The 24,813-nt window shown below is 62.3% G+C and carries 22 protein-coding genes and 1 tRNA gene; 19 read left to right on the plus strand and 4 right to left on the minus strand.

What is annotated here, in order from left to right:
- The 17 genes from ispG (at nt 1) to CAL22_RS05880 (ending at nt 19,677) form a co-directional block, all read left to right on the plus strand.
- Nucleotides 1-1,287, plus strand: coding sequence for a flavodoxin-dependent (E)-4-hydroxy-3-methylbut-2-enyl-diphosphate synthase (gene ispG, locus CAL22_RS05800; RefSeq protein WP_094811300.1), 1,287 nt, complete (start codon nt 1-3; stop codon nt 1,285-1,287).
- A gap of 41 nt (nt 1,288-1,328) precedes the next feature.
- Nucleotides 1,329-2,615 (plus strand): histidine--tRNA ligase, encoded by a 1,287-nt coding sequence (gene hisS / locus CAL22_RS05805; RefSeq protein WP_094811302.1) that lies wholly within the window; start codon nt 1,329-1,331, stop codon nt 2,613-2,615.
- A 3-nt stretch (nt 2,616-2,618) separates the two neighbouring features.
- A complete protein-coding gene (locus CAL22_RS05810) occupies nt 2,619-3,257 on the plus strand; it encodes a YfgM family protein (protein WP_094811304.1) in 639 nt (212 codons plus the stop codon).
- A 2-nt stretch (nt 3,258-3,259) separates the two neighbouring features.
- Complete coding sequence (bamB, locus tag CAL22_RS05815; RefSeq protein ID WP_094811306.1) at nt 3,260-4,420, plus strand: outer membrane protein assembly factor BamB; 1,161 nt, start codon at nt 3,260-3,262, stop codon at nt 4,418-4,420.
- A gap of 24 nt (nt 4,421-4,444) precedes the next feature.
- Nucleotides 4,445-5,800, plus strand: a complete 1,356-nt coding sequence (gene der / locus CAL22_RS05820; protein WP_094811308.1) for a ribosome biogenesis GTPase Der — start codon at nt 4,445-4,447, stop codon at nt 5,798-5,800.
- Complete coding sequence (gene hisC, locus CAL22_RS05825; RefSeq protein WP_094811310.1) at nt 5,797-6,870, plus strand: histidinol-phosphate transaminase; 1,074 nt, start codon at nt 5,797-5,799, stop codon at nt 6,868-6,870. The genes der and hisC overlap by 4 nt, the downstream gene beginning before the upstream one ends.
- Nucleotides 6,871-7,055: 185 nt before the next feature.
- Nucleotides 7,056-7,292 (plus strand): RNA chaperone Hfq, encoded by a 237-nt coding sequence (gene hfq, locus CAL22_RS05830; RefSeq protein ID WP_003810707.1) that lies wholly within the window; start codon nt 7,056-7,058, stop codon nt 7,290-7,292.
- A gap of 87 nt (nt 7,293-7,379) precedes the next feature.
- Nucleotides 7,380-8,486: a GTPase HflX gene (gene hflX, locus CAL22_RS05835; RefSeq protein ID WP_094811312.1), complete on the plus strand. Its 1,107-nt coding sequence runs from the start codon at nt 7,380-7,382 to the stop codon at nt 8,484-8,486.
- Nucleotides 8,452-9,756 carry an FtsH protease activity modulator HflK gene (gene hflK / locus CAL22_RS05840; RefSeq protein ID WP_094811314.1) on the plus strand — a complete coding sequence of 435 codons (1,305 nt, stop codon included), beginning with the start codon at nt 8,452-8,454 and terminating at the stop codon, nt 9,754-9,756. The genes hflX and hflK overlap by 35 nt, the downstream gene beginning before the upstream one ends.
- Nucleotides 9,757-9,773: 17 nt before the next feature.
- Nucleotides 9,774-10,661 (plus strand): protease modulator HflC, encoded by an 888-nt coding sequence (gene hflC, locus CAL22_RS05845; RefSeq protein ID WP_094811315.1) that lies wholly within the window; start codon nt 9,774-9,776, stop codon nt 10,659-10,661.
- Nucleotides 10,662-10,909: 248 nt separating this feature from the next.
- The gene (locus CAL22_RS05850; protein ID WP_094811317.1) at nt 10,910-12,067 is read left to right on the plus strand and encodes an ATP phosphoribosyltransferase regulatory subunit; all 1,158 of its coding nucleotides are present in this window, start codon (nt 10,910-10,912) and stop codon (nt 12,065-12,067) included.
- 76 nt (nt 12,068-12,143) lie between these two features.
- Complete coding sequence (locus tag CAL22_RS05855; protein WP_167383569.1) at nt 12,144-13,439, plus strand: adenylosuccinate synthase; 1,296 nt, start codon at nt 12,144-12,146, stop codon at nt 13,437-13,439.
- 127 nt (nt 13,440-13,566) lie between these two features.
- A complete protein-coding gene (locus CAL22_RS05860; RefSeq protein ID WP_094811321.1) occupies nt 13,567-14,106 on the plus strand; it encodes a phosphoribosyltransferase in 540 nt (179 codons plus the stop codon).
- 290 nt (nt 14,107-14,396) lie between these two features.
- Entirely contained in the window at nt 14,397-14,609 is a 213-nt protein-coding gene (gene rpsU, locus CAL22_RS05865) for a 30S ribosomal protein S21 (RefSeq protein WP_012417992.1), read from the plus strand.
- Nucleotides 14,610-14,626: 17 nt separating this feature from the next.
- Nucleotides 14,627-16,669: a DNA primase gene (dnaG, locus tag CAL22_RS05870; protein ID WP_094811323.1), complete on the plus strand. Its 2,043-nt coding sequence runs from the start codon at nt 14,627-14,629 to the stop codon at nt 16,667-16,669.
- 654 nt (nt 16,670-17,323) lie between these two features.
- Complete coding sequence (rpoD, locus tag CAL22_RS05875) at nt 17,324-19,591, plus strand: RNA polymerase sigma factor RpoD (RefSeq protein ID WP_094811325.1); 2,268 nt, start codon at nt 17,324-17,326, stop codon at nt 19,589-19,591.
- A 7-nt stretch (nt 19,592-19,598) separates the two neighbouring features.
- A tRNA-Ile gene (locus CAL22_RS05880) sits at nt 19,599-19,677 on the plus strand.
- Nucleotides 19,678-19,804: 127 nt separating this feature from the next.
- Here the strand turns inward: CAL22_RS05880 and CAL22_RS05885 are convergent.
- Nucleotides 19,805-20,887 (minus strand): transglutaminase-like domain-containing protein, encoded by a 1,083-nt coding sequence (locus CAL22_RS05885; RefSeq protein ID WP_094811327.1) that lies wholly within the window; start codon nt 20,885-20,887, stop codon nt 19,805-19,807.
- Between the two features lie 457 nt (nt 20,888-21,344).
- On the opposite strand from CAL22_RS05885, the gene CAL22_RS05890 reads away from it, so the two are divergent.
- A complete protein-coding gene (locus CAL22_RS05890; RefSeq protein WP_143276941.1) occupies nt 21,345-22,439 on the plus strand; it encodes a hypothetical protein in 1,095 nt (364 codons plus the stop codon).
- Nucleotides 22,440-22,489: 50 nt separating this feature from the next.
- On the opposite strand, the gene CAL22_RS05895 is transcribed toward CAL22_RS05890, so the two are convergent.
- Both CAL22_RS05895 and CAL22_RS20980 read right to left on the minus strand, forming a co-directional pair.
- Nucleotides 22,490-23,368, minus strand: coding sequence for a D-glucuronyl C5-epimerase family protein (locus CAL22_RS05895; RefSeq protein WP_143276942.1), 879 nt, complete (start codon nt 23,366-23,368; stop codon nt 22,490-22,492).
- 54 nt (nt 23,369-23,422) lie between these two features.
- Nucleotides 23,423-23,674 carry a hypothetical protein gene (locus CAL22_RS20980; protein ID WP_143276943.1) on the minus strand — a complete coding sequence of 84 codons (252 nt, stop codon included), beginning with the start codon at nt 23,672-23,674 and terminating at the stop codon, nt 23,423-23,425.
- Nucleotides 23,675-24,023: 349 nt separating this feature from the next.
- Here CAL22_RS20980 and CAL22_RS05905 point away from each other — a divergent pair, with 349 nt between their 5' ends.
- Nucleotides 24,024-24,272, plus strand: coding sequence for a hypothetical protein (locus tag CAL22_RS05905; protein ID WP_094811335.1), 249 nt, complete (start codon nt 24,024-24,026; stop codon nt 24,270-24,272).
- 123 nt (nt 24,273-24,395) lie between these two features.
- Here CAL22_RS05905 and CAL22_RS05910 read toward each other — a convergent pair whose 3' ends face one another.
- Nucleotides 24,396-24,656, minus strand: a complete 261-nt coding sequence (locus CAL22_RS05910; protein ID WP_094811337.1) for a hypothetical protein — start codon at nt 24,654-24,656, stop codon at nt 24,396-24,398.
- Nucleotides 24,657-24,813 lie beyond the last annotated feature (157 nt).

Genomic DNA, 24,813 nt, shown 5'->3' on the forward strand with positions numbered 1-24,813 from the left:
ATGCAAGATTTGTCCAATCCCTGCGAGGACACGCCGCCGCCAGCAGCGGGTTCTTTACCGCGCCGCTCGACGCGTGCGGTCCAAGTCAAATGGGGTGAGCGGGTCGTCACCGTCGGTGGCGGCAATCCGGTCGTCGTGCAGTCCATGACGAACACCGATACCGCCGATCCCATTGCCACGGCGATCCAGGTCAAGGAGCTGGTGCAAGCGGGCTCCGAGATCGTACGCATCACGGTCAATACGCCGGAAGCCGCGCGCGAAGTCATTGCCATCCGCGAGCAGCTCGACCGCATGAATGTGTCGGTGCCGCTGGTGGGCGACTTCCATTACAACGGGCACAAGCTGCTGACGCAGTTTCCCGATTGCGCCCAGGCCTTGTCCAAGTACCGCATCAACCCCGGCAATATGGGCGGGGGCAAGCGGCGCGACGATAACTTCGCCCAGATGATCGAAGTGGCCTGCCGCCATGACAAGCCCGTGCGTATCGGCGTGAACTGGGGCAGCCTCGATCACGAGCTCATGGCGCGCAAGATGGACGAGAACAGCCGCCGTGCCCGGCCCTGGGAGGCCCAGGCCGTCATGCGTGATGCGCTGGTGGTTTCGGCCATCACCAACGCCCAGCGCGCCGAAGAGCTGGGCATGCGAGGCGACGCCATCATTCTTTCCTGCAAGGTCAGCCATGTGCAGGATCTCATTGCTGTCTATCGCGACCTGTCCTCTCGTTGCGATTACCCGCTGCATCTGGGCCTGACGGAGGCCGGCATGGGCAGCAAGGGCATCGTGGCGTCGACGGCCGCCCTCGCGGTGCTGCTGCAGGAAGGCATCGGCGACACCATCCGTATTTCGCTCACGCCCGAGCCGGGCGGCGACCGGGGGCGCGAGTCCATCGTGGCGCAGGAGATCCTGCAGACCATGGGCCTGCGCGCCTTCACGCCCATGGTCGTGGCCTGCCCAGGCTGCGGCCGCACCAGCAGCACGTTCTTCCAGGAGCTGGCCGACAGCATCCAGACCTTCCTGCGCCGCCAGATGCCGATCTGGCGCAGTCGCTATCCCGGTGTGGAGAGCATGAACGTCGCCGTCATGGGCTGTGTGGTCAACGGTCCCGGGGAAAGCCGCCATGCCGATATCGGCATCAGCTTGCCCGGTACCGGCGAAGTGCCCGCCGCTCCCGTTTTCATCGACGGTGAACGCACGGTCACGCTCAAGGGCGACCATATCGCCGAAGAGTTTCAGGCCATTGTCGAAGACTACGTCGCGCGCCGTTATGGCGCCGCTGTTTCTCATTGAGTACAAGGACAGGCTGGCGCTTTACTGCCGGCATGACATAAATGACGCAAGCTTTTCAGAAAGTCTCCGCCATCCGCGGGATGAATGATGTGTTGCCTGACACGAGCGCCCAATGGGAGCGCTTCGAAGAGATCGTGCGCGATTGGCTGCAGGCTTACGGTTACCGTAACGTGCGCACGCCCATCCTCGAGCAGACGCGCCTGTTTACGCGTGGCATCGGCGAAGTGACCGATATCGTCGAAAAAGAGATGTACACCTTTACCGACGCGCTCAATGGCGAGTCGTTGACGATGCGCCCCGAAATGACCGCGGGGGTGGTGCGCGCCGCCATCGAGCACAACATGCTCTATGACCGGCCGCACCGGGTGTATTCCATCGGCCCGGTATTCCGGCATGAGCGTCCCCAGCGTGGCCGTTATCGCCAGTTCCATCAGATCGACGTCGAGGCCCTGGGCTTTGCCGGCCCGGACATCGATGCCGAACTCATCGTCATGCTGGCGCGCCTGTGGAAAAAACTGGGCTTGACCGACATCCGGCTCGAACTGAACTCGCTGGGCCAGCCCGCCGAACGTGCCGCCCATCGCGCGGCCCTGATCGCGTATCTGGAAAAGCATGCCGACATCCTGGACGAGGACGGCAAACGGCGTCTGTACACCAATCCTTTGCGTGTGCTGGATACCAAGAATCCGGCCTTGCAGGACATGGCCGATGGCGCGCCGCGCCTGTTTGATTTCCTGGGCGAAGCGTCGCGCGCGCATTTCGACGGCGTCTGCCAGCGTCTGGAAGCTGCCGGCATTGCCTATCGCCTGAACCCGCGTCTGGTGCGCGGCCTGGATTATTACAACCTGACCGTCTTCGAGTGGGTGACCGACCGACTGGGCGCTCAGGGCACGGTGTGCGGCGGCGGCCGTTATGATGGGCTGATTGAGCTGCTGGGCGGCAAGCCCGCGCCGGCGGTCGGTTTTGCCATCGGGATGGAGCGCCTGCTCGATCTGTGGGAGCAAAGCGCGGGCGTGCAGACGCGGGCCGAATGCGAGGTCTATATCGTGCACCAGGGCGACGACGCCCAGAAGCTGGCGGCCAAGGTGGGCGAGGATCTGCGTGATGCGGGCTTGTCTGTCATCGTGCATGCCGGTGCGGCGAGTTTCAAGTCCCAGTTCAAGCGTGCGGATGCCAGCGGCGCCCGCGTTGCGGTTATTCTTGGCGGCGACGAAGTGGCCGCTCAGACCGCGAGCGTCAAGTATCTGCGGGCCGATGCCGGTGGCGAAGGCGCGCAGGAAAAAGTCTCGCTGGCGATGCTGGCTAGCGTGTTGCAATCCAAGGGTTAAAGCATGGCATACGATCTCGAAGAGCAGGAAAAACTGGACGCGCTCAAGGCGTGGTGGTCGCGTTATGGCACGCTGCTGGTGTCGGCCGCGACCGCTGTCGTGGTGGCTTGGGGCGGCTGGAGCGGCTGGAAGGCCTACCAGACCTATCGCGCCAATCAGGCCATGGGCTATTTCGAGGCGCTGGAAGACGCTGCGCGCCTGGGGGGCGCCGATTCTGCGGCGCGCATCAAGGCTGCGGTCAACACGCTGCGCACCGACTATCCCCATACCGGTTATGCCGGCCGGGGTGTGCTGATCGCCGCCAATGCATTGGCCGAACAGAAGGATGTCGACGGCGCACGCCAGCAGCTCGAGTGGCTGGCGGGCCAGGACAAGCAGCCGGCTCTGCAACCGGTGGCTCGCCTGCGTCTGGCCGGTTTGCTGTTGGAGCAAAAGCAGTACGACGCCGCGCTCGGCCAGCTGAATAACCCTCCTGCCGCCTTCGCGGCGTTGTTCGCAGACCGCCGTGGCGATATTCTTGCAGCGCAAGGCAAGCGCGACGAGGCGCGCGCTGCCTGGCAACAGGCTATTGACGGCCTGGGCACCAGCAATCCGCTGACCCAGGTTGTGCAACTGAAACTCGATGCTTTGACCGGAGCTTGAACGTGATGCGCATTTCCCTTTCCGGCCGCGCCAGACGCGGTGCTGTGGTGGTCTGCGGGCTGTTGGCCCTTTCCGGGTGCTCACTGTTTTCCAGCTCCGACACCCGCTATGACCCGGCCCCGCTGACGGAATATGTCGCCGGCATGTCGGTCCGTACGGTCTGGTCGCAGTCCGTCGGCAGCGGCTCGGGCCTGGGCTTTGCGCCCACGGTGCTGGGCGAAGCCGCCTACGCCGCCACGCCCGATGGCGCCGTGGCCAAGGTGGATCTGCTCAGCGGCCGTATCCTCTGGAAAGCCGCCGCCGACACCAAGCTGTCGGCGGGTGCGGGCAGTGACGGCACCACCACCGCAGTGGCTTCGCCGGGCGGCATGATCATCGCCTTTGACGATGCGGGTAAGGTCAAGTGGCGTGCCCAGGCAACCAGCGATGTCACCATCCCGCCTGTGGTGGGTTATGGCGTGGTCGTGGTGCGCAGTGGCGACTATCGCATCCAGGCTTTCGACGCCAACAGCGGCGAGCGTCTGTGGAGCCTGCAGCGGCCGGGCCCGGCGCTGGCGCTGCGCAGCGTGTCCGAGATGATCATGGCCGAGGGCATGATCATCACTGGCCTGCCGGGCGGTAAGCTGCTGGCCATCAACGCCGCTTCGGGCAATGTCCAATGGGAAGGCACGGTGGCAACGCCCAAGGGGGCCAGCGATCTGGAGCGCCTGACGGATGTGGTCGGATCGCCGCGTATTGCCGGGCCGCTGCTGTGCGCGGTGGCCTATCAGGGCCGCATCGTTTGCTTTGACGTCACGCAGGGCGGCCGCCCGGTCTGGGCCAAGGATTTCTCCAGCTCCACCGGTATGAGCATCGACCAGCGTTTCGCCTTCGCTTCCGATCAGTACAGCGTGGTCCACGCCTTCGATCTGGCCAATGGCAACAACGCCTGGAAGCAATCCGCCCTGAAGAACCGGGGCCTGACCGTCCCGGCCTTCCTCGGCGAAGGCATGGCCGTGGGTGACAATGAGGGCTACGTGCACTTCCTGTCGCGCAGCGACGGCCACCTGCTTGCCCGCTTGTCCGTGGGCGGCGGAGCCGTCGTATCGCCGCCGCAAACGACACCCCAGGGTGTCCTGGTCCAGACCGGCAACGGCAATCTGGTCCTTATCGGCACTAACTGAACCTCTTAGAACAAGCCTTACACCGTGTCCTTCAAGCCTGTTGTTGCCCTGGTGGGCCGACCCAATGTGGGTAAGTCCACGCTCTTCAATCGCCTGACGCGCTCTCGCGCCGCGTTGGTGGCCGACTATTCCGGCCTGACCCGCGACCGGCATTATGGCGAGGGCAGAGTGGGCGACATTCCGTTCATCGCGATCGACACGGGCGGTTTCGAACCGGTTGCCAAGGATGGGATCCTGGCCGAAATGGCGCGCCAGACCCGTCAGGCAATCGCCGAGGCCGACGTCGTGGTCTTTCTGGTGGATGCCCGCGCCGGCCTGAATGCGCATGACCATGAGATCGCCCGGTTGTTGCGCAAGTCGGGGCAACAGCGGGTCCTGCTGGCGGTCAACAAGGCCGAGGGCATGAACGAAGGCAAGGCCGTTTCGGAATTCTACGAGTTGGGCCTGGGCGAGCCCCATCCCATTTCCGCGGCGCACGGCGATGGCATCGTCGATCTGATCGAGATGGCCCTGCAAGGGCTGGTCACGCCAGAGGAAGAGCCCGAGCAAGACGAGCAGGAAGGGATCGAGCACCGCATCAAGCTGGCCATCGTGGGCCGCCCCAATGTGGGCAAGTCCACCTTGATCAATACCTTGATGGGCGAAGAGCGGGTGATCGCCTTCGACATGCCCGGCACCACGCGTGACGCGATCGAGATCGATTTCGATCGTGACGGGCGCAAGTACACGCTCATCGACACGGCCGGCCTGCGCAAGCGGGGCAAGGTCTTCGAGGCCGTCGAGAAATTTTCCGTCATCAAGACCCTGCAGGCGATCGAGGCCAGCAACGTAGTGTTGCTGATGCTGGATGCCCAATCCGAAATCTCCGAGCAGGATGCGCACATCGCGGGTTTCGTGCTCGAGACCGGGCGCGCCGTGGTCGTGGCCATCAACAAGTGGGACGGCCTGGATGACGAGCAGCGCGAACGCATCGAGCGCGAGTTCCAGCGCAAGCTGCGCTTTTTGTCGTTCGCCCGCATGCATACGATTTCCGCGCTCAAGGGGCAGGGCATCCGCCCCTTGCTCAAGTCGGTCAATGCGGCGCATGCCGCGGCCTTTGCCAAGCTGTCCACGCCCAAGCTCACGCGAGAGCTGCAGGCGGCGGTGGAGCAGCAACAGCCGCCGCGCAAGGGGATTTTCCGTCCCAAGATGCGCTACGCGCACCAGGGCGGGCAGAATCCGCCGCTGATCGTCGTGCATGGCAGCGCGCTCGACGCCATCCCCGATTCATATCGCCGCTACCTCGAGACGCGTTTCCGCAATGCGTTCGATCTGGCCGGCACTCCGTTGCGCATCGAGTTCAAGGCGTCGCGCAATCCCTACGCGCAGGATAAGGAATGAGCCAGTACTGGAGTCCCGTTGTCGCCACGTTGAACCCCTATGTGCCGGGCGAGCAACCCAAGTTGCAGAACCTGGTCAAGCTCAACACCAACGAGAATCCCTACCCGCCGTCGCCCAAAGTGCTGCAGGCGATCCGCGCCGCGGCCAACGACACGCTCAGGCTCTACCCGGATCCTGCTTCCGAGGGGCTGTGCCAGGCCGTAGCCCGGGCCCTGAATGTTCAGCCCGAGCAGGTGTTTGTCGGCAACGGTTCCGATGAAGTCCTGGCGCACGCCTTTCAGGCTTTTTTCAAGCATGACGGCCGCCCGCTGCTGTTTCCCGACATCAGCTACAGTTTCTACCCGGTTTATTGCGGCCTCTATCAGATCGAGCATCTGACGGTGGCGCTCGACGACGCCTTTGGCGTGGTGGTCGACGATTATCTGCCGCGTCCGGGCCGTCAGGCCGGCGGAGTGATCCTGCCCAACCCGAATGCGCCGACTGGCCGGGCATTGCCCTTGTCCGATATCGAGAAGCTGGCCGCGGGCAACCCCCAGTGCGTGGTGCTGATCGATGAAGCCTATGTCGACTTCGGCGCTGAATCGGCTGTCTCGCTGGTGGGCCGCCACCCCAATCTGCTGGTGGTGCAGACGTTGTCCAAGTCGCGCTCGCTGGCCGGGATGCGGGTGGGTTTCGCCGTCGGCCATCCGGCGCTCATCGAAGGCCTGCAGCGGATCAAGGACAGTTTTAATTCCTATCCCATCGATCGCATCGCCGCCGTTGGCGCGACCGCGGCGATGGAAGACAAGGCTTACTTCGAGCGCACCCGCCAGGCGGTGATCGCCAGCCGCGAGCGACTGGTGGCCGGCCTGGTTGACCTGGGCTTCGAGGTGCTCCCGTCCGCGGCCAATTTCGTGTTTGCTCGTCATCCGGCGCACGACGGCGCCGGGTTGGCCGCGCAATTGCGCGATCGCAGCATCATCGTCCGACACTTCAAACGGCCGCGCATCGACCAGTTTCTGCGGATTACGGTGGGTACGGAAGCCGAGTGCTCGAGTCTGATCGCAGCCTTGAAGAGCCTGTTGCATTGATGCTGCTCCAGAGCCACGCCGCCAGTGAGGATCCCTGTTTTTTCAGGGGTTTGCACCGGTCTGGGGCGCAGAAAACTCTCGTGGCAATTCCGTTTTTGGGCCAAGTGGCACGGCCCGGGAAAACCCTGTAGAGTACACATTTCGGCGTTTGCCACCACTCAAAACAAACAAATGGAGCCTGGCCAATGAGCAATAAAGGGCAAACTTTGCAAGATCCGTTTCTGAACACACTGCGCAAGGAACACGTGCCGGTGTCGATCTATCTCGTAAACGGTATCAAGCTTCAGGGGCAGATCGAATCTTTTGATCAATATGTTGTGCTCTTGCGCAACACTGTCACCCAGATGGTCTACAAGCATGCCATCTCCACGGTTGTGCCGGCTCGCGCCGTCAACTTTCAGGTGGAAGTTCCCGCTGAATAAACGTCTCGCTCCAGCTTTACCTCTTGCTGCCCGCCTCGCGCTTCGCGCCGGCGGGCATTTTCGCTCTGGTTCCAAAATGGTGCATGCATGCGCGCATTGATCATCAGTGTTGACCTCGGGGATCCGGACCACCAGGCGCATGCCGATGAGTTCGTCATGCTGGCCGAAGGTGCCGGCGCCGAGATCGTCGGGACGCTGAACGCGCGGCGTGACCGGCCCGACGCCAAGTACTTCATCGGTTCGGGCAAGGTGGAAGAAGGCGTGGCCCTGGCCGGCGCGGCTTTGGCTGACATCGTCCTTTTCGACCAGCCACTGTCTCCGGCACAGCAGCGCAATCTGGAGCGCGAGTTCAACCTGCGGGTGGTCGATCGCGTGGCCCTCATCCTGGACATCTTCGCGCTGCGCGCCAAGAGCCACGAGGGCAAACTGCAGGTCGAGCTCGCCCAGTTGCAACATCTGGCCACGCGCCTGACCCGGCTGTGGACGCACTTGGAGCGTCAGCGCGGCGGGATCGGCATGCGCGGCCCGGGCGAATCGCAGCTTGAAATGGATCGCCGCATGATCGGCGCCAAGGTCAAGATGCTGCGCGAGCGGCTGGACCGGGTCGAGCGCCAGCGCGTCACGCAACGGCGGGCGCGCGCCCGGGGCGGCGCGGCCTCCGTATCGCTGGTCGGCTATACCAATGCCGGCAAGTCCACGCTGTTCAACGCGCTGACGCGCGCTGGCGCTTATGCCGCCGACCAGCTCTTCGCCACGCTCGACACGACCACGCGCCGCATCTGGATCGAAGGTGCGGGCTCGGTCGTGCTGTCGGATACGGTGGGCTTTATCCGTGATCTGCCGCCCAACCTCATCGCGGCGTTCCGCGCGACGTTGGAAGAAACCGTGCACGCGGATCTGCTGCTGCATGTCGTCGATGCCGCCAGCCCGCAGCGTGAAGAGCAGATATTCGAGGTCAACAAGGTGCTGGCGGAGATCGGTGCCGCAGAGATCCCGACCATTCTGGTTTATAACAAGATCGATCGCGCTGGCCTGGAACCTCGGGTGGAGCGAGATGCACATGGTACGATTGCGCGAGTATTTGTAAGCGCTACCGAGCGCGCTGGTCTGGATGCGTTGCGCGGGGCAATTGCAGAGATCAGTCAGATTGCGGGAAACAATGCCTCGAATCATCAAACTCTTCAATCTGAATGACCCCGGTTGGGGTCGTGGAAACAACAATGGCTCCGAGCCGCCGAAGCGGCCGCAGGGCAATGGAGACGGTCCGCCGGACCTGGACGAGGTCTGGCGCGATTTCAATAATCGCCTGGGCTCTTTGTTCGGGCGCAAGGGCGGGGGCGGCAATCGCCCGAATCCGCCGCGCGGCGGCGGATTCTCGGGGCCATCGCCCAAGGGCGCGCGCATCGGGCTGGGGATCATTGCCCTGGTGCTTGTCGCCCTTTGGCTAGCCAGCGGCTTTTTCATCGTGCAGGAAGGCCAGGTCGCCGTGGTGACCCAGTTCGGCAAATATAAGAACACCGCGCCGGCCGGTTTCCAGTGGCGCATGCCGTACCCTATCCAGAGCCATGAGCTCGTCAATGTCTCCCAGCTGCGCACCTTCGAGGTGGGCTTTCGGGGCGGTTCGCGCAACAAGGTGCTGCCTGAGGCCCTGATGCTGACCACCGACGAGAACATCGTCGACATGCAGTTCGTGGTCCAGTATCGCCTGCGTGCCGACGGTGCGCCGGACTACCTGTTCAAGATGCGCGATCCGGACGAGGCCGTGCGCCAGGCGGCCGAGACCGCCATGCGTGAAATCGTCGGCAGAAAGCCGATGGACTTCGTGCTGTACGAAGGCCGTACCGAGGTTGCCGGCGAAGTGCAGTCGCTGATGCAGCAGATCCTCGATCGTTACAGTGCCGGCATTCAGATCAGCACCGTGGCCATCCAGAACGTGCAGCCGCCGGAGCAGGTCCAGGCCGCTTTCGATGACGCCGTGAAGGCCGGGCAGGATCGCGAGCGCCAGATCAACGAAGGCCAGGCCTATGCCAACCAGGTCGTGCCGCTGGCCAGCGGGCAGGCTTCGCGCATGCTCGAGCAGGCCGAGGGCTACAAGGCCAAGGTGCTTGGCGACGCGCAGGGCAATACCGCGCGCTTCTCCTTCATCCTGGGCGAGTACCAGAAGTCGCCGCAGATCATGCGTGACCGCATGTACCTCGAGACGATGCAGGAAATCTTCTCCCGCTCGAGCAAGGTCATGGTCGACGCCGGCAAGTCCAACAATATGTTGTACCTGCCGCTGGACAAGATCATGCAGCAGGCCGCACAGGATGCGGGCCGTCAGGGCGCGTCGCTGGGCGTACCGGGGGCTGCTCAGCCTTCGGTGCCGCCGCCGCCCACGCGCGCCGGCACGCCCGCGAGCTCATCCGGCAGTAGCAGCAGCGGTAATACCAATACGCTGCCCCGCGATCGTATGTCGCGCTAACCGGAGGAGTCCTGATCATGCAACGTTTCATGCCTTATCTGGTCGGCCTTCTCATCATTCTGGCCGTCCTGTCATCCTGCGTTTTCGTCGTGCGCGAGCGCGACTACGCCCTGCAGTTCACCCTGGGCGAAGTGCGCAAGGTCATCAGCGAGCCTGGCCTGTATTTCAAGGCCCCGCCGCCGTTCCAGAATATCGTCACGCTGGATAAACGCATCCTGACGATTGAATCGAGTGATGCCGAGCGCATCCAGACTTCCGAAAAGAAGAACCTGCTGATCGATTCTTACGTCAAGTGGCGTATTGCGGATCCGCGCCTGTTCTACGTGACCTTTGGCGGCAACGAGCGCGCTGCTCAGGAACGCCTGCAGGCGCAAATCCGCGACGCGCTCAATGCCTCGGTCAACGTGCGCACCGTCAAGGACGTGGTCTCGACCGAGCGCGACAAGATCATGTCTGAGATCCTGGCCAATGTGGCCAAACGCGCCGAGCCGCTGGGTGTGCATATCGTTGACGTGCGTTTGCGTCGCATCGAGTTCGCCCCCGAGATCTCCGAGTCGGTGTACCGCCGCATGGAGGCCGAGCGTACGCGGGTGGCCAACGAGCTGCGCTCCATCGGTGCCGCCGAAAGCGAGCGCATTCGCGCCGAGGCTGATCGGCAGCGTGAAGTCATCGTGGCCGAAGCCTATGCCAAGGCGCAGAGCGTGATGGGTCAGGGCGATGCCCAGGCCAGCGCGATCTATAGCGACGCCTATGGCAAGAACCCGGAGTTCTACCAGTACTACAAGAGCCTGGAAGGCTATCGTTCGGCGTTCTCCAAACCCAGCGACGTGCTGTTGGTGGATCCGTCTTCCGACTTCTTCCGTTTCTTGAAGGGGCCGCAGGGCCAGTCTGCGCCTGCTAATTAACCGCGTTCACGACATCGGCACCCCAGGGTGCCGATGTCGTTTTTGCCGTCTCAAAAAAACGGGGTGGGATGCCAGAACGGGTCGTGCCAAGGCGCGGCCCGCTTGGCTAGGCCATGCTGGCCGATCCATGTACAATACCGCGTAAGCTAGAAAACTTTCCGCAAGGCTGAGCGGGCTTACGCCCTCTCAGCCTTTTTTCGTTTGGACGACGCTTTCGCAAGGTCGAGGCGTTTTCAGAGTGCATATTCATGGGTAACTGGTTGCTGCCCGAAGGCCTGGCCGACGTACTGCCGGCAGAGGCCCGGCGCATCGAGGAGTTGCGTCGTGAACTGCTCGATCTGTACCGTACGTACGGATTCGAGTTGGTCGCGCCGCCTTTGGTTGAGTACATCGATTCGTTGCTGTCCGGCATGGGCAGCGACCTGAATCTGTACACCTGCAAACTGATCGATCAGCTGTCCGGCCGCACGCTGGGCGTGCGCGCCGACATGACGACGCAGGTCAGCCGCATCGACGCCCATCTGCTTAATCGCGAAAGCGTCACCCGGCTGTGCTATTGCGGCTCGGTATTGCACGCACGTGCCGCGGACTTGCTGTCCAGCCGTGAACTGCTGCAGATCGGCGCCGAAATCTACGGCCATTCCGGTTTCGAGGCGGATCTCGAGATATTGCAACTGGTGCTCGAGACGGTGGCGATTGCCGGCGTGTCGCGTCCGCGCCTGGATCTCAGCCACCCTGGCGTGGTCAAGGCGCTGTTCGACGCAGACCCGGCCGCAGCGGCGCGGGCGGATCTCATCATCACCTTGCTGCGCGAGAAAGACGTGGCCGGTCTGGCCGAGCTCGAGCATGCCGAGCCCGCGCTGCAGCCCGCTACCTTGCGCGCCTTGACGCTCTTGCCGCGCCTGTACGGGCAGATCGATGTCATCGCGCGTGCGCGTCAGGCGTTGCCGGCCTTGCCGGCGCTGGCCGCGGCGCTCGACGAACTCGAGCGTCTGGCGCTGGCGGTGCCCGATGTGGCGCTGGGCCTGGATCTGGCGGACGTCGGGGGCTATGGCTATCACTCAGGCGTGACCTTCGCGCTTTACGCCGAAGGTTGGCACGATGCATTGGTGCGTGGCGGGCGTTATGACGACGTCGGTCACGCGTTTGGCCGGGCTCGCCCGGCCACGGGTTTCAGTCTGGATCTGCGCAAGCTGGCAGCCGGGCTGACTCCGGCGGAGCCCGGGCGCGCGATTCGCGCACCCTGGGGGCAGGACCCCGCCCTGGCTGCTGCAGTGCGAGCACTGCGTCAGTCGGGCGAAATCGTCGTTCAGGTACTGCCCGGCCACGAGCATGACCAGGACGAATTCGTTTGTGATCGCGAGCTTGCGCTACATGATGGCGCCTGGACGATCAAAGCGCTGTGACTAACTCCCTCCCTATCGGGGAAGGGCCGCGGGGAGATTTCCGGATTTCCCGAGAAACTCGATATTGATTCATGACATGAGCAAGAACGTAGTGGTGATCGGCACCCAGTGGGGTGACGAGGGCAAGGGCAAGATCGTCGATTGGCTGGCAGAGTCCGTCCAGGGCGTGGTGCGCTTTCAGGGCGGCCACAATGCTGGGCATACGCTGTGGATCAACGGCAAGAAGACCATCCTGCGTTTGATTCCGTCGGGCATCATGCATCCCGGCGTGACCTGCTATATCGGCAATGGTGTCGTGCTCTCGCCCGAAGCGCTGCTCAAGGAAATCGAAGAGCTCGAAGCTGCCGGTCTGGATGTGCGCTCGCGTTTGCAGATTTCCGAGATCTGCCCGCTGATCCTGCCGTACCACGTGGCGATCGATAAGGCCCGTGAAGCGCGCAAGGGCGACGGCAAGATCGGCACGACCGGCCGCGGCATCGGCCCGGCCTATGAAGACAAGGTCGCTCGCCGCGCGCTGCGCGTGCAGGATCTGTTCACGCCCGATATCTTCGATGCCAAGCTGGCCGAAGTGCTCGATTATCACAACTTCGTGCTCACCAAGTATCTGGGCGCCGAAGCCGTGTCGGCCAATGAGGTTCGTGATCAGGCCATGGCGCTCGCCCCGGCCATCCAGCCCATGGTGCGCGACGTCTCGAGCAGCCTGTTCCTGGCGCAGCAGCAAGGCGCCAACTTCCTGTTCGAAGGCGCGCAAGGCGCGTTGCTGGACGTGGATCACGGCACCTATCCCTATGTCACCAGCAGCAATTGCCTGGCCGGTGCGGCCTCGGCGGGCGCAGGCGTGGGTCCGCAAACGCTGAACTACGTCCTGGGCATCACCAAGGCCTACACCACGCGCGTGGGCTCGGGTCCGTTCCCGACCGAGTTGCTCGATGAAGTCGGCACCCGCCTGGCCACCGTGGGCAAGGAATTCGGCTCGGTGACCGGCCGTCCGCGCCGCTGCGGCTGGTTTGATGGCGCCGCGCTCAAGCGCTCGGTGCGTCTCAATGGCATCTCGGGTTTGTGCATCACCAAGCTGGACGTGCTCGATGGCCTGGAAACGCTGCAGTTGGGCGTGGGTTATCGCGTCGATGGCGAGTTCCGCGATGTGTTGCCTTATGGCGCGCATGCCGTGGCCCAGGCGCAACCGGTGCTCGAAGAGCTGCCGGGCTGGTCGGAGTCGACCGTCGGCATCACGGAGTACAGCAAATTGCCCGCCAACGCGCGCCGCTATCTGGAGCGTGTGGCCGAGGTTTGCGGCGTGCCCATCGACCTGGTGTCGACCGGCCCGGACCGCAACGAGACCATCGTCTTGCGCCATCCCCTGAAGGGCTGATCAGCCCCTGGGCAGGGGCACCCGGCGCTGCGCCACGCACGCGCGTCGGGTTATGATTACGCACGGCCGCCGCGGCAACACGCCGCCGGCGGCCTTTTCGTATTTTCCAGCAGGAGTTAAAGCGCCTATGAGCTCGCCACAAAATGATGACAGCCATGTCTGGGTGACCTGGGACGACTACCATCGATTGATCGAGAAGCTGGCCCTGCAGGTATACCAATCTGGTTGGGAGTTTGACCAGATTCTGTGCCTGGCACGAGGCGGCGTCCGTGTCGGGGATGTGATGTCCCGCATCTATGACGTGCCCCTGGGTATTCTGGCCACCAGCAGCTATCGCGAGGCCGCCGGCACCAAGCAGGGCGACCTGGATATCGCCCAGTTCATCACCATCACGCGCGGCACTTTGTCCGGCCGGGTGTTGCTGGTTGACGACATGGTCGATACCGGCATGACGTTCAACAAGGTGTTCAACCACCTCAAGGAACAGTTCCCGGCCATCACCGAGCTCAAGAGCGCGGTGTTGTGGTGGAAGGGGCACTCGCAAGTCACCCCGGACTACTACGTCGACAAGCTTCCGACCAATCCGTGGATACATCAGCCTTTCGAAGACTACGACAGCCTGCGGCCCCATCAGCTCGAGTCCTGGGTGCGCAAGGGCAATCGTTAAGAGGTGGGCGCCTGCCTCTGTTCAAAGCAGGCTCTATCGTGCTAGAATCGCTGGTTATCGCTAAACCGAACCTGGCGCTCGTTTCCCGCGTACCGATTTTTCGGTCTCTTACTTGGGTGACAACGCCACGGAAACAGCCGCGGTGGTTTTTAACCACCCGGGAGCGACCCGGCTAGCCGGGAATGCCGGTTTTTCTGCGTACACCCCAAAAACAGGCGTTTGCGGGGTGGGCAGGGCACCGGTTTGGCCAGGTTTGTTAATCAATCGCTGTTACCCAAGACACTGAATTTATGCCTATCGTTCGACTGAAGGAAAACGAGCCGTTTGAAGCCGCTCTGCGTCGCTTCAAGCGCACCATCGAAAAAACCGGTTTGCTCACCGAACTGCGCTCGCGCGAGTTCTATGAGAAGCCCACGGCCGAGCGCAAGCGCAAGCACGCCGCCGCGGTGAAGCGCCATTACAAGCGGATTCGTAGCCAGCAACTGCCCCCGCGCATGTATTGATCTGATTCCCGAATCTATTGATTCCTGAATCATTCATACAAGATTTGCTCGCCCGGGTCGACGTCGTCGACGTCATCGGGCGATATGTGCAGTTGCGCAAGGGCGGGGCCAACCTGCTTGGCCTGTGCCCCTTTCACAACGAGAAAAGCCCGTCTTTTACCGTCAGCCCCACCAAGCAGTTTTATCATTGCTTCGGTTGCGGAGCCCATGGCAGCGCCATCACTTTTTTGATGGAGCACACGGGCGCAAATTTCCCCGAGGCCGTGCGTACGCTCGCCGCCTCGGCGGGAATGACGGTCCCCGAAGAGCCGCGCAGCCCGCGACAGCAGGCTGAGTCCGCTCGCCGCAAGGCCGAGGTCTCGCGCCATACCCAGGTTCTCGATGCTGCCCAGACGCATTACTTGCGCCTGTTGCGTGCCTCGCCTGACGCCATCGCTTATCTGAAACAACGCGGTCTGACGGGCGCGGTCGCCAAGGCCTTCGGTCTTGGCTGGTCCGGCACGGACCGGCACGGTCTGGCCAAGGTGTTCGACAATTACGACGATCCGACCCTGGTCGAAGCCGGTCTGGTGATCGAGTCGGAGGATGGCCGCCGCTACGACCGTTTCCGCGAACGCGTCATGTTCCCCATCCGCAATACGCGGGGCAGTCTGATCGGATTTGGCGGCCGGATCATCGGCAAGGGTGAGCCCAAGTATCTCAATTCACCGGAAACGCCCGTCTTCAGCAAGGGTCACGAGCTCTATGGCCTCTGGGAGGGCCGGCTGGCCATTCGCCAGGAAGGCGTGGTCATCGTCGTCGAAGGCTATATGGATGTGGTCGGCCTGGCGCAGCTGGGCATTGGCAATGCCGTGGCCACCCTGGGTACGTCGACCACGCCGGATCACGTCAAGAAGCTGTTGCGCGCCAGCGATAAAGTCGTCTTCAGTTTTGATGGCGACGCGGCGGGGCGACGCGCGGCGTGGCGCGCCTTGCAGGCTTGTCTGCCGGTATTGCGCGACGATATCGCCATTCGCTTTCTCTTTTTGCCTGCCGAGCATGATCCGGACTCTTATGTGCGCGAGTTCGGCGCCGACGCGTTTCGCGAGCAGATGGCGCAGGCCAGCGCCTTGTCGCGCTTTCTGCTCGATGAACTGGCATCACGCCACAATCTGGGCGAGGCAGAAGGGCGGGCCAGTTGCCTGCATGAAGCCAAGCCCTTGCTGGCGGATGTCCCCGAGTGCGGATTGAAAACCCAGATCGAGCGCGAGCTGGCCAAGCTGGTCCAGCTCACGCCGGAAGAAATGGCGCAGTCGCTGGCGCAGTATTCGGCGCAGATGCAGGCGCAGGCAGCGGCCCGCCAGCAAGCGCAGGCGGGCGCCACCCCGGCGCCCGTGGCTGTTGCGGCGGCACGCAGCGATGCTGCCGCGCCGGCGGATGAGCCGCCGCCGGATTGGGCTTATGAGCCCATCTCGGAAGCCGATCATGATGCCTATTCGGTCGGCGCGATGGGTGAGGCACCGGCGTGGCAGCAGGGCGGTGCCAGGCAAGGGGGCTTCAAGGCGCGCAGCGACTGGAAGGGTAAGGGCGAGCGCAAAGGAGACTGGAAAGGGCGCGGGCGCCGTGACGAGGTTGGCGGTTACGAAGGCCGGCGCGTCATGCCCTCGTTGGCTCGCCGTCTGCTGTGTCTGCTGCTGGCGCATCCCGAGATCGTGGACACCATGGGCGACCAGCAACTTGAAGTCATCGACCATGGCCCCAATCTAGGTCTTGTGCGGGACCTGATCGTCCTGGCGCAGGCCAGCGGTGCGCGCCACGTCGGCGCCCTGATGGAGGCGGCGGATCCGGATTCGGATCTTTATGTGGTGCTCAAGGGTTTGCGGGCCGACATGATGGCCCAGGAAGATCTGCCCGAACCGCAGACCGAATGGGACGATGCCCTGCGCCGCATCGAGATCGACACCCTGCGCGCCGAGATGACGCGGCTGGCGCATGAAGGGTTGGGGACGGATGAATCGCGCAAGCGTTATGCCGAACTCCGCCAGCGTTTGGCGGTCTTAAGCACGGCAGGGCTGAGATAAAAGTACGGTAAACTTTAGGGTTTTCCTCGGATGCTTGCGGCGAGCGACGCCAGCGGCATGCGTGGGCGGGCGGTCTGGATGCCGCCGGCGTAGGGAAACCAGGATTTTGGCGGATCAGTCCTAAATTTTGGCTGATTCGCTATGGTAGAAGGGCGTTTGCCATTATGGGAGCGTCTGGCAGTAAAACATGGCAACGGTTTTTTGCGCGGCAGGCTGGTATTGCGTCACTGAAATGCGCATACTGGCATGATGCGAACCTGTTTATCCAGCGGGTGCGCCGCGCCGAACCGTTGTACTGAATATCGATAGCGAGAAGGTGGGTCGTGCAATCCACGACCGTCCGGCTGGCGGCATCGAGGTTAGACGTTGAGTCCGTATGGCAAGCGAGGAGGGCCTGTGCCCCCGCTTAGCCCCGCCTGTTGCAGGCAACGACAGCGTCCCTGATGTCCCGACCGGATGGCCATGGGTGAAACTGCGACCAGGACGGTTTCCGGGCTTGAGGGCCAGAGGTAACTTTCCGGGGCTTTGATGCCAGATCCGCGCCCAACGCGGACTTGCGGCTTCTGCCTGCCCACCCGTTTTACCCGCCAACCGGCCCCGACCGGCACGCGGTGCACCAAACCCCAACGGGTTGCGACGACTACGGAAGCGACTATGACCAAATCCACCGGCAAAACCTCATCAGCGATCGAAGCGGCTGACGCCTCCCTCACGACGCCCCAGAAGCGGGTCGTCAGCATGGCGGCGGAAAAAGCGCCCGCCAAGACGGCGGTGAAGGTCGCCAAGACCGCAACCAAGACCGCGGCCAAGAAGGCCGCCAAGCCGGCCGCCGCCGCAGGTGAAAAAACCACCAAGGCGCGGGCCAAAAAGGCGGAAGACAAGCTCGCCGACCTGGTCGGCGCGCCGGCGGCGCGCGTGCCCAGCGGCCGCCGTCCCGGCCGACCGGCCAAGAACGCCAATAACGACAGCGATTCCTTCGACGATCCGATGGACGGCGAAGGCGAGGTCGTGCCCGATTTCAAGCCGGCCAAGCGCGGCGGCAAGCGTGGCAAGGGTGATCCCAAGGAGCTGCTGGCTCGCGGTCCCGTCTCGCCCGAGGAATATGAAGCGCGCCGCAATCGCCTCAAGCAGCTGATCAAGCTGGGCAAGGATCGCGGCTACCTCACCTACGGTGAAATCAACGACCATCTGCCCGATGATCTGGTCGATGCCGAAGCCATCGACGGCATCATCAGCACCTTCAGCGACATGGGGATCTCGGTCTATGACCAGGCCCCCGACGCCGAAACGCTGCTGATGAGCGAGAACGCGCCGGTCGCGTCCAACGACGATGACGTCGAGGACGAAGCCGAGGCCGCGCTGACCACGGTGGACTCGGACTTCGGCCGCACGACCGATCCCGTGCGTATGTATATGCGCGAAATGGGTTCGGTCGAGCTGCTCACGCGCGAAGGCGAAATCGAGATCGCCAAGCGCATCGAAGACGGCCTCAAGCACATGGTCATGGCCATCTCCGCTTGTCCCACCACCATCAATGAAATCCTTGCCCATGCCACCCGCGTGCGTGAAAGCCAGGCCCAGATCGATGAGGTCGTCGACGGCCTGGTCGATCCCGAGGACGGCGAAGAGTACGCTGGCGCCGGCGTGACCGCCGACGAAGACGAAGGCGATGACGGCCCGGCCGGCGGCATGTCCAGCAAGCAGCTGGAAGACCTGCGCGTCAAGGCCCTGGCCAAGTTCGATGAGGTGTCCAAGCAGTTCGATCGCATGCGCCAGTCGTATGAGAAAGACGGCTATCGCTCCGAAACCTACGTTCAGGCGCAAGAGACCATCCAGAACGAATTGATGGGCATCCGCTTCACGGCCAAGATGGTCGAGAAGCTGGCTGACACCCTGCGCAATCAGGTCGAGGAAGTCCGGCAGCTCGAGCGCGCCGTGCTGCATACCTGCGTGGATCGCGCCGGTATGCCGCGCTCGCACTTCCTGAAAGTCTTCCCGGGCAACGAGACCAACCTGCAGTGGGTCGTCGAGGAAGTGGCCGCCGGCCATCCCTATGCCGAAACGCTGGAGCGTCAGATTCCCGCTGTGCAGGAACTGCAGCAGAAGCTCATCGACCTGCAAACGCGCGTCGTGCTGCCGCTCAAGGACCTCAAGGACGTCAACAAGCGCATGGCCACCGGTGAGGCCAAGGCCCGCAAGGCCAAGCGTGAAATGACCGAGGCCAACCTGCGTCTGGTGATCTCGATTGCCAAGAAGTACACCAACCGTGGCCTGCAGTTCCTGGATCTGATCCAGGAGGGCAACATCGGCCTGATGAAGGCCGTGGACAAGTTCGAATACCGTCGCGGCTATAAGTTCTCGACTTACGCCACGTGGTGGATTCGCCAGGCCATCACCCGTTCCATCGCCGATCAGGCGCGTACCATCCGTATTCCGGTTCACATGATCGAAACGATCAACAAGATGAACCGCATCAGCCGTCAGATTCTGCAGGAAACCGGCGCCGAGCCGGATCCCGCGACGCTGGCGCAGAAGATGGACATGCCTGAAGACAAGATCCGCAAGATCCTGAAGATCGCCAAAGAGCCGATCTCCATGGAGACGCCGATCGGTGACGATGATGACTCCCATCTGGGTGACTTCATCGAGGATACGTCCACGCTGGCGCCCTCGGATGCAGCGTTGCATGGTTCCATGCGCGATGTGGTCAAAGAAGTGTTAGACTCCCTCACCCCGCGTGAAGCCAAGGTTTTGCGCATGCGTTTTGGTATTGAAATGAGTACCGACCAGACGCTCGAGGAAGTCGGCAAACAGTTTGATGTCACCCGTGAGCGGATCCGTCAGATCGAGGCTAAGGCACTGCGCAAGCTGCGTCACCCCAGCCGCGCCGACAAGCTCAAGAGCTTCCTGGAAGGTCAGTAAGTTTTAAGGGCCTCTAGCTCATGCCTGGTTAGAGCAGCGGACTCATAATCCGTTGGTGCCGAGTTCGACTCTCGGGGGGCCTACCAAGAAATCCTGGGCAATCAGGTAACGACAGCCGCCAGTTATGGCGGCTGTTTCTTTTTGGGCGTTTATAGGGCGGCGGCCTGAGATCGCTTGGGTGCAGCGCTGGGGCGGGAGGGGGCGGGCCGGCCGTCATTTGTCGGCAAATACGATGGCCTCGATCTTTGCCATGAGGTCAGAGGGGGCCTCTTTGGAAATATCGTCGACAGACGCCAGGCCAAGCCAGGCGAGCAGTTTGCGGCGAAAAATCGGTAAATCCGCGCTTTCGTATCGGTTGCCCATCTCGGCTGCGGCCAGCGGGAAAAGCAGCAAGTAACCCGTGCGATCCGAAACTGCATCTTCGATGCCACCCACATAGGCGATATTCACCGTGGGATCGAAGGTATAGGTTTTTCCGGCTATTTGGGCATCGACGAAAACATGGCCCGGGATGTAGCGGTATTCGTACTTGATTCCCCGCCGGTGCAGCACATACGCGAGCAAGGCCGCGTAGTCATAGCAACATCCAATCTCGGATCGAGTAAATTCACTGAAATTCCTTATGCGCTGCCCGCTTTCATTCTCGATGACGCAGCCCAGAGCTTCCTTGTTTTGAAAGTTTCCGTAGTGATAGAGCGCCGCGACGGTATTCATGGCATGAATCGAGAACAGCGCTTCCGTGCCCAGTTCGCGCAGGGATTCAGGGAACAGCCGGGGTTGGTAGGTGTCGACGACGAATTTATAGAAATCGGGCCCCGTGGCGAGTGCCGCCATCGCTTCCTTGTGACTGAAGATTCCGAGGTAATCATCAATGGCCACGCTGTAGCTTTTGACATCCCTCGATGAATAAAAGGTCAACCGCGAAAGCGCGGCTTCGCTCGTGACCTCAATTTGTCCAAGGTAGGCGTTGATGATTTTTTCAGTCGATCCGGATTTACGGGCCTGGATGTGGAAGTCATAGATTCCACGGCCATTGAGATCCACACTGAATGCCCCGTCACGGGAGTAATCCGAAAGCGGGGTCCAGGAGATTTCAGGTTTCTGCTCGCCGGCGTCGGGACGATAACGCATGAGAAATTGGTACTCGACGCCATCCTCAGGCGCGGCGACGCGGCCGCGTTCCGTCCCCTCCAGCCTCACACCACCCAGATCGAGGTCGGCGATTTTCGGCAGGCTGCTGGCATAGGCAGCAAAAGAAATAAAGAATATCGCGGCACAGACAAGTAGTTTTCTCATCGTCAGGGAAGGGTGTCCTGTTCGCATTGCTGCGGTATGCGGGCAATTCTAGCGTAGGCACCATGGATGCCATATAAGTGTGTTAGCAGAGAGGTGTTGCGCTGGATGTCGCGCCGATGTCTGTGGGGGGGAGGGGGCCGCAAGGGGCGCGGATTCCGGGGAAACCGGAGGGCGAGCCGGGCGGGTGGCGCAGGGGTTTTCCGATCAGCCGGGTGTCTTTCTGGCTGGCCTGAGGGGGGGGCGTGCCATGCCGGCGCCTTAGCCACCTCGCCCGGCTGAAAGGGGGGGCGCCTCATGCTTTATATGACAGTCTGGCTAAAATGAGCGCATCTCCGGTTTAGGCTGACTTCCATGCTTTATTTTTCTGCACTGGGTTTGATCCGCTTCACTGACGCCGCCCGCACGCGGATTGCGCATCCCTCGGCCTTACGCTTGCCGCTCAATGGGAGCCGTGGGCATGCGTAAGCTATTGATGGTGTTGCTATGTTTGCCCTTGCTCTGTCTGGCGGAGGGGGGGCCGCAAGTCTCGGGCTTGCTGCTGGGGGGGACCGTACTGGAGGGGAAAATATCGGGTCAAGTGGACAGCCCCGATCCGGAACTCGAGTATCAGGTGCTGGTGAGGTTTCGCCCTGACGCGGGAGAATCCAAGCCCGAGTTGCCCTGGACCCCGGTTACGGATTATTCGTCGTCCGGCGCATTCTCCCTGCCCATGGACGGCAGCGGCGTGTTTGATTTTCATTTGAATGCGCGCAGAAAATCTGATCAGACACAGGTCCTGAATAAGTATCTCGGGCAGATGGACACGGTCAGCGATGCGGATTTGTCCAATACGACTTTCTATCCATCGCAGTATCTGAAAACCTATAACGTCCCCACGACCTATTACCTCGATATGTTCCAGCGCAAGGAACAAATCAAGGAAATACACACGAACAAAGGCCTGGCTGCCTTTATTAAACGAAAGTTCAAACCCGAAGTGTTTCCCGATTCCGTCAGGGGGCTGCCCCGGGATCTGGTTCTCGCGCTGCATGCGATGAATTCGATCAACGCGATGTACCACTACGGGAACGTGGTGGATTCGGAAGGCGCCGGATGTGTTTTGTTGAACGAGGGCGACAAGAAAGTCGAGTCGTTCGCGCAGTTTGTCGACTCCTACGTGGCTTGCTGCATTGATTACGTCATGTTGCTCAAGTACGTGCTGGATCAGTACGGTATCAAGAGTGAGCTGGCGACGATTCCCAACCACGTCTATCTCAATGTGATCGTCGATGGCGAGACCTACACGCTCGATCCGACCGTCAACATGGCCTTCATCGGCGGCATCATCGATGTCCTGGATCGCAAGGGCGGCTATATCCTGACTTTCCCGATGGTGGCCGAAACGCAGGGCAACCGTTATGAAAGCATGCCGGCCAGCAACTTCCGCCGCAAGATGATCGCCTGGGTGGGTTTGGCGGGTTCCGATCAGGTCGGCCCCGGGCCCGTGGTGATGTCAGAGCCGGCCTATCCGTTTATCTATGGCGTACCCAGACAGAACGCCGCCGCCCAATGAGGTGAGGCGCGGCGCTGGCGGCCCCTGCAGGGCGAGGTGGCGGCGCGCGGTCAGCGAATGGCGTTGTCCGTGCGATAGGCGTCCGCGACGTTTCTGAATGACGGGTTGCCGCTGATGCGGTAGAGCGCTTCGGCGAAATTGATGGCCCGCAAGGGGCCATAGTCAGCCACATTGGCGTCAAACAGCCAGTACGCGCTGTTCTCGCCCGGACGGCGTACCTCCCACATATAGCGCGCCATGGTGGCAAGGCCTGCGCGGATAAGGGGTACGAACTGTTGGTCGCCCGTTTGCTGGGTGTAATAGTAAAAGGCGAACACCACACCCACGTGGCCGTTGATGACATGGGTGCGGCGGCCGTCAAAGGGCGGCGTTTCTTCAAACCATAGAAAGCTGGCGTCGTCGACCATCACCAGGTCGTTGTTGGCACCGGTCCAGGCGAGCTTCTGCAGGTAGGCATATGCCAGCCGGGTCAGCTCCGGTCGATGGGTCGCCGCGGCCAGATCCAGCAGGCCGATCACGGCAAACGCATTACCGAGTGCGCTCGTCCATCCTTTCTTCAGCCTGCCGCCCTGCATGCTGTGGTCGAAGTCATAACGGACATAGCCGTCACGCGTATAGGCGGCGAGTTGCCTGAGCAGGTAATCCGCGGCGTCCTTGATGGGCGTCTGCGGTGCCGCCTGCGCGGTATGGCGCAAAATGGCGGCATTCTGGGCGAAGGTGTAAGGCGCGAATTCCTGTTTGAAAACCTCGGTGTACACCTGGGGCCAGGGAATGGGCAGCAGCCCTTTGCCGTCCCAGACGCGCTCGTTCGGCAGCGCCATGGCCGCGCGCACATTTTCGCGCATATTGAGCGGGGCTTCGAGGACCTTGATCGTCGTGCCTTGCATCGCGGTCCAGCTGATGCCGCGCACGATAGGCGTGCCAGGCAAGAGGACGGACGGCGTGACAAGGGCATCCCGGCGTGCGGTTTCGATGAGGGCCTTCTACGCATGGGCGAGGTCCGCGGCGCGCCGGGCTGCCGCCTCGGCGGCATCGAGCTTGGACCCGGCCGCGAGCGTTGCCCGGGCCTGCTGGTCGAGCTGGTGCTGCAGATTCATGACCTGCGCGCGCATGCGTTCGTGTTGGTGGCGCGCTTTGCGCTGCTCGTGATGCGTCATCAGCGTGAGGATGAGCGTGGCCAACAGCAGTATGGCGATCGCTGCATATTGGCATGCGGCCCTCGTTGCGCGCCTCATTGGCTGCCCGTAACGGGACGGATCGGAGAATCGAGCGGGCGATGCGAAACCGAATCTATCACGGCGATGCCCCTGCTGGCGTTGGTGTGATGGATGCGTCCCGGCAGTGAACAGCTCGTCGGGCATGACTGCCATTGTCTGCGCGAGGCGCAGGCGTCGTGATGCTCAGATAATGCAGTGCATTATCTGAGTAACCATATCACGGATACTAGGATGGATTTTGTTGCATTATCGGCGGCATTATTCGGCCACCGGTTCGCCATATGCGACGATGATGAGCATGAGTTGGCTTCAGTCCGAGCGACAAGGCCAGCGATCAGGATGAGCAGAGGCAAAGGGAGCAGGGCGCATGGGGATTCGAGCGTTGGGGCGGTATGGGCTGATCATGGTGTGCGCCGTGTTGGCGGGCTGTTCGTCCCTGGCCCGTCCGGAACCTGCCCTCACGCCGGCGCAGGCCAGTAGCGAGTGCCGCTGGAACCGGAGCAAATGCCTATATGACGGCCAATATGAACCCGGCGAGCGCGATTATGCCGAGCAGGAGGCGCGGCGTTTGAATCTGGCCGAAGCCGCAAGGTTGCGGCGGGCCTTTGGCAACTGAACGCGGTCATGGCCGCGCTGACACGCCAGGGCCTCTGCGGTCGGCGGGCTTGGATGGGTTAGGGCGATCAAGGGGCGGCGCGGGGCCACCGCGCGCGCCAGCGAGCAAGGCATTGCCTTCGGATCAGAAGCGGGTGTGCTGATCGAAGGGGGCTTCGCGGCTATCGGGGGCTTGCAACTCAGGTGCGGTGCCGTTGAGGTCGGCGATCTGGATCTGCGCCAATCGGGTGGCCTCATCGATGGCGGTCTGGGCGGCAGGATAGTGTTGCTGGATGTCGATGCGCTGTTCGTTGCCGTCGGGGCCCACGAGCAGATAGCTGATCCGCCAATCGCCGTCCTGACCGGTCGGCCGCTGCACGCGAAAATCCCAAGTGTTTGCTGTCATGACTGCCTCCTGTGGGGGAGTCCCATCTTATCCTGCGTGCCGGCTCGGCGGCGCCCATCCTGCGATTTGATGTCATATTCTGCTACAATTTGCGTTTTATGCGGTAGCTTGGCAGTCTTTCTTCATGTTTGTTCCCCCGGTTGTCTCATCGTGCGCG

This window comes from Bordetella genomosp. 12 (genome assembly GCF_002261355.1).
GTDB lineage: Bacteria > Pseudomonadota > Gammaproteobacteria > Burkholderiales > Burkholderiaceae_B > Bordetella.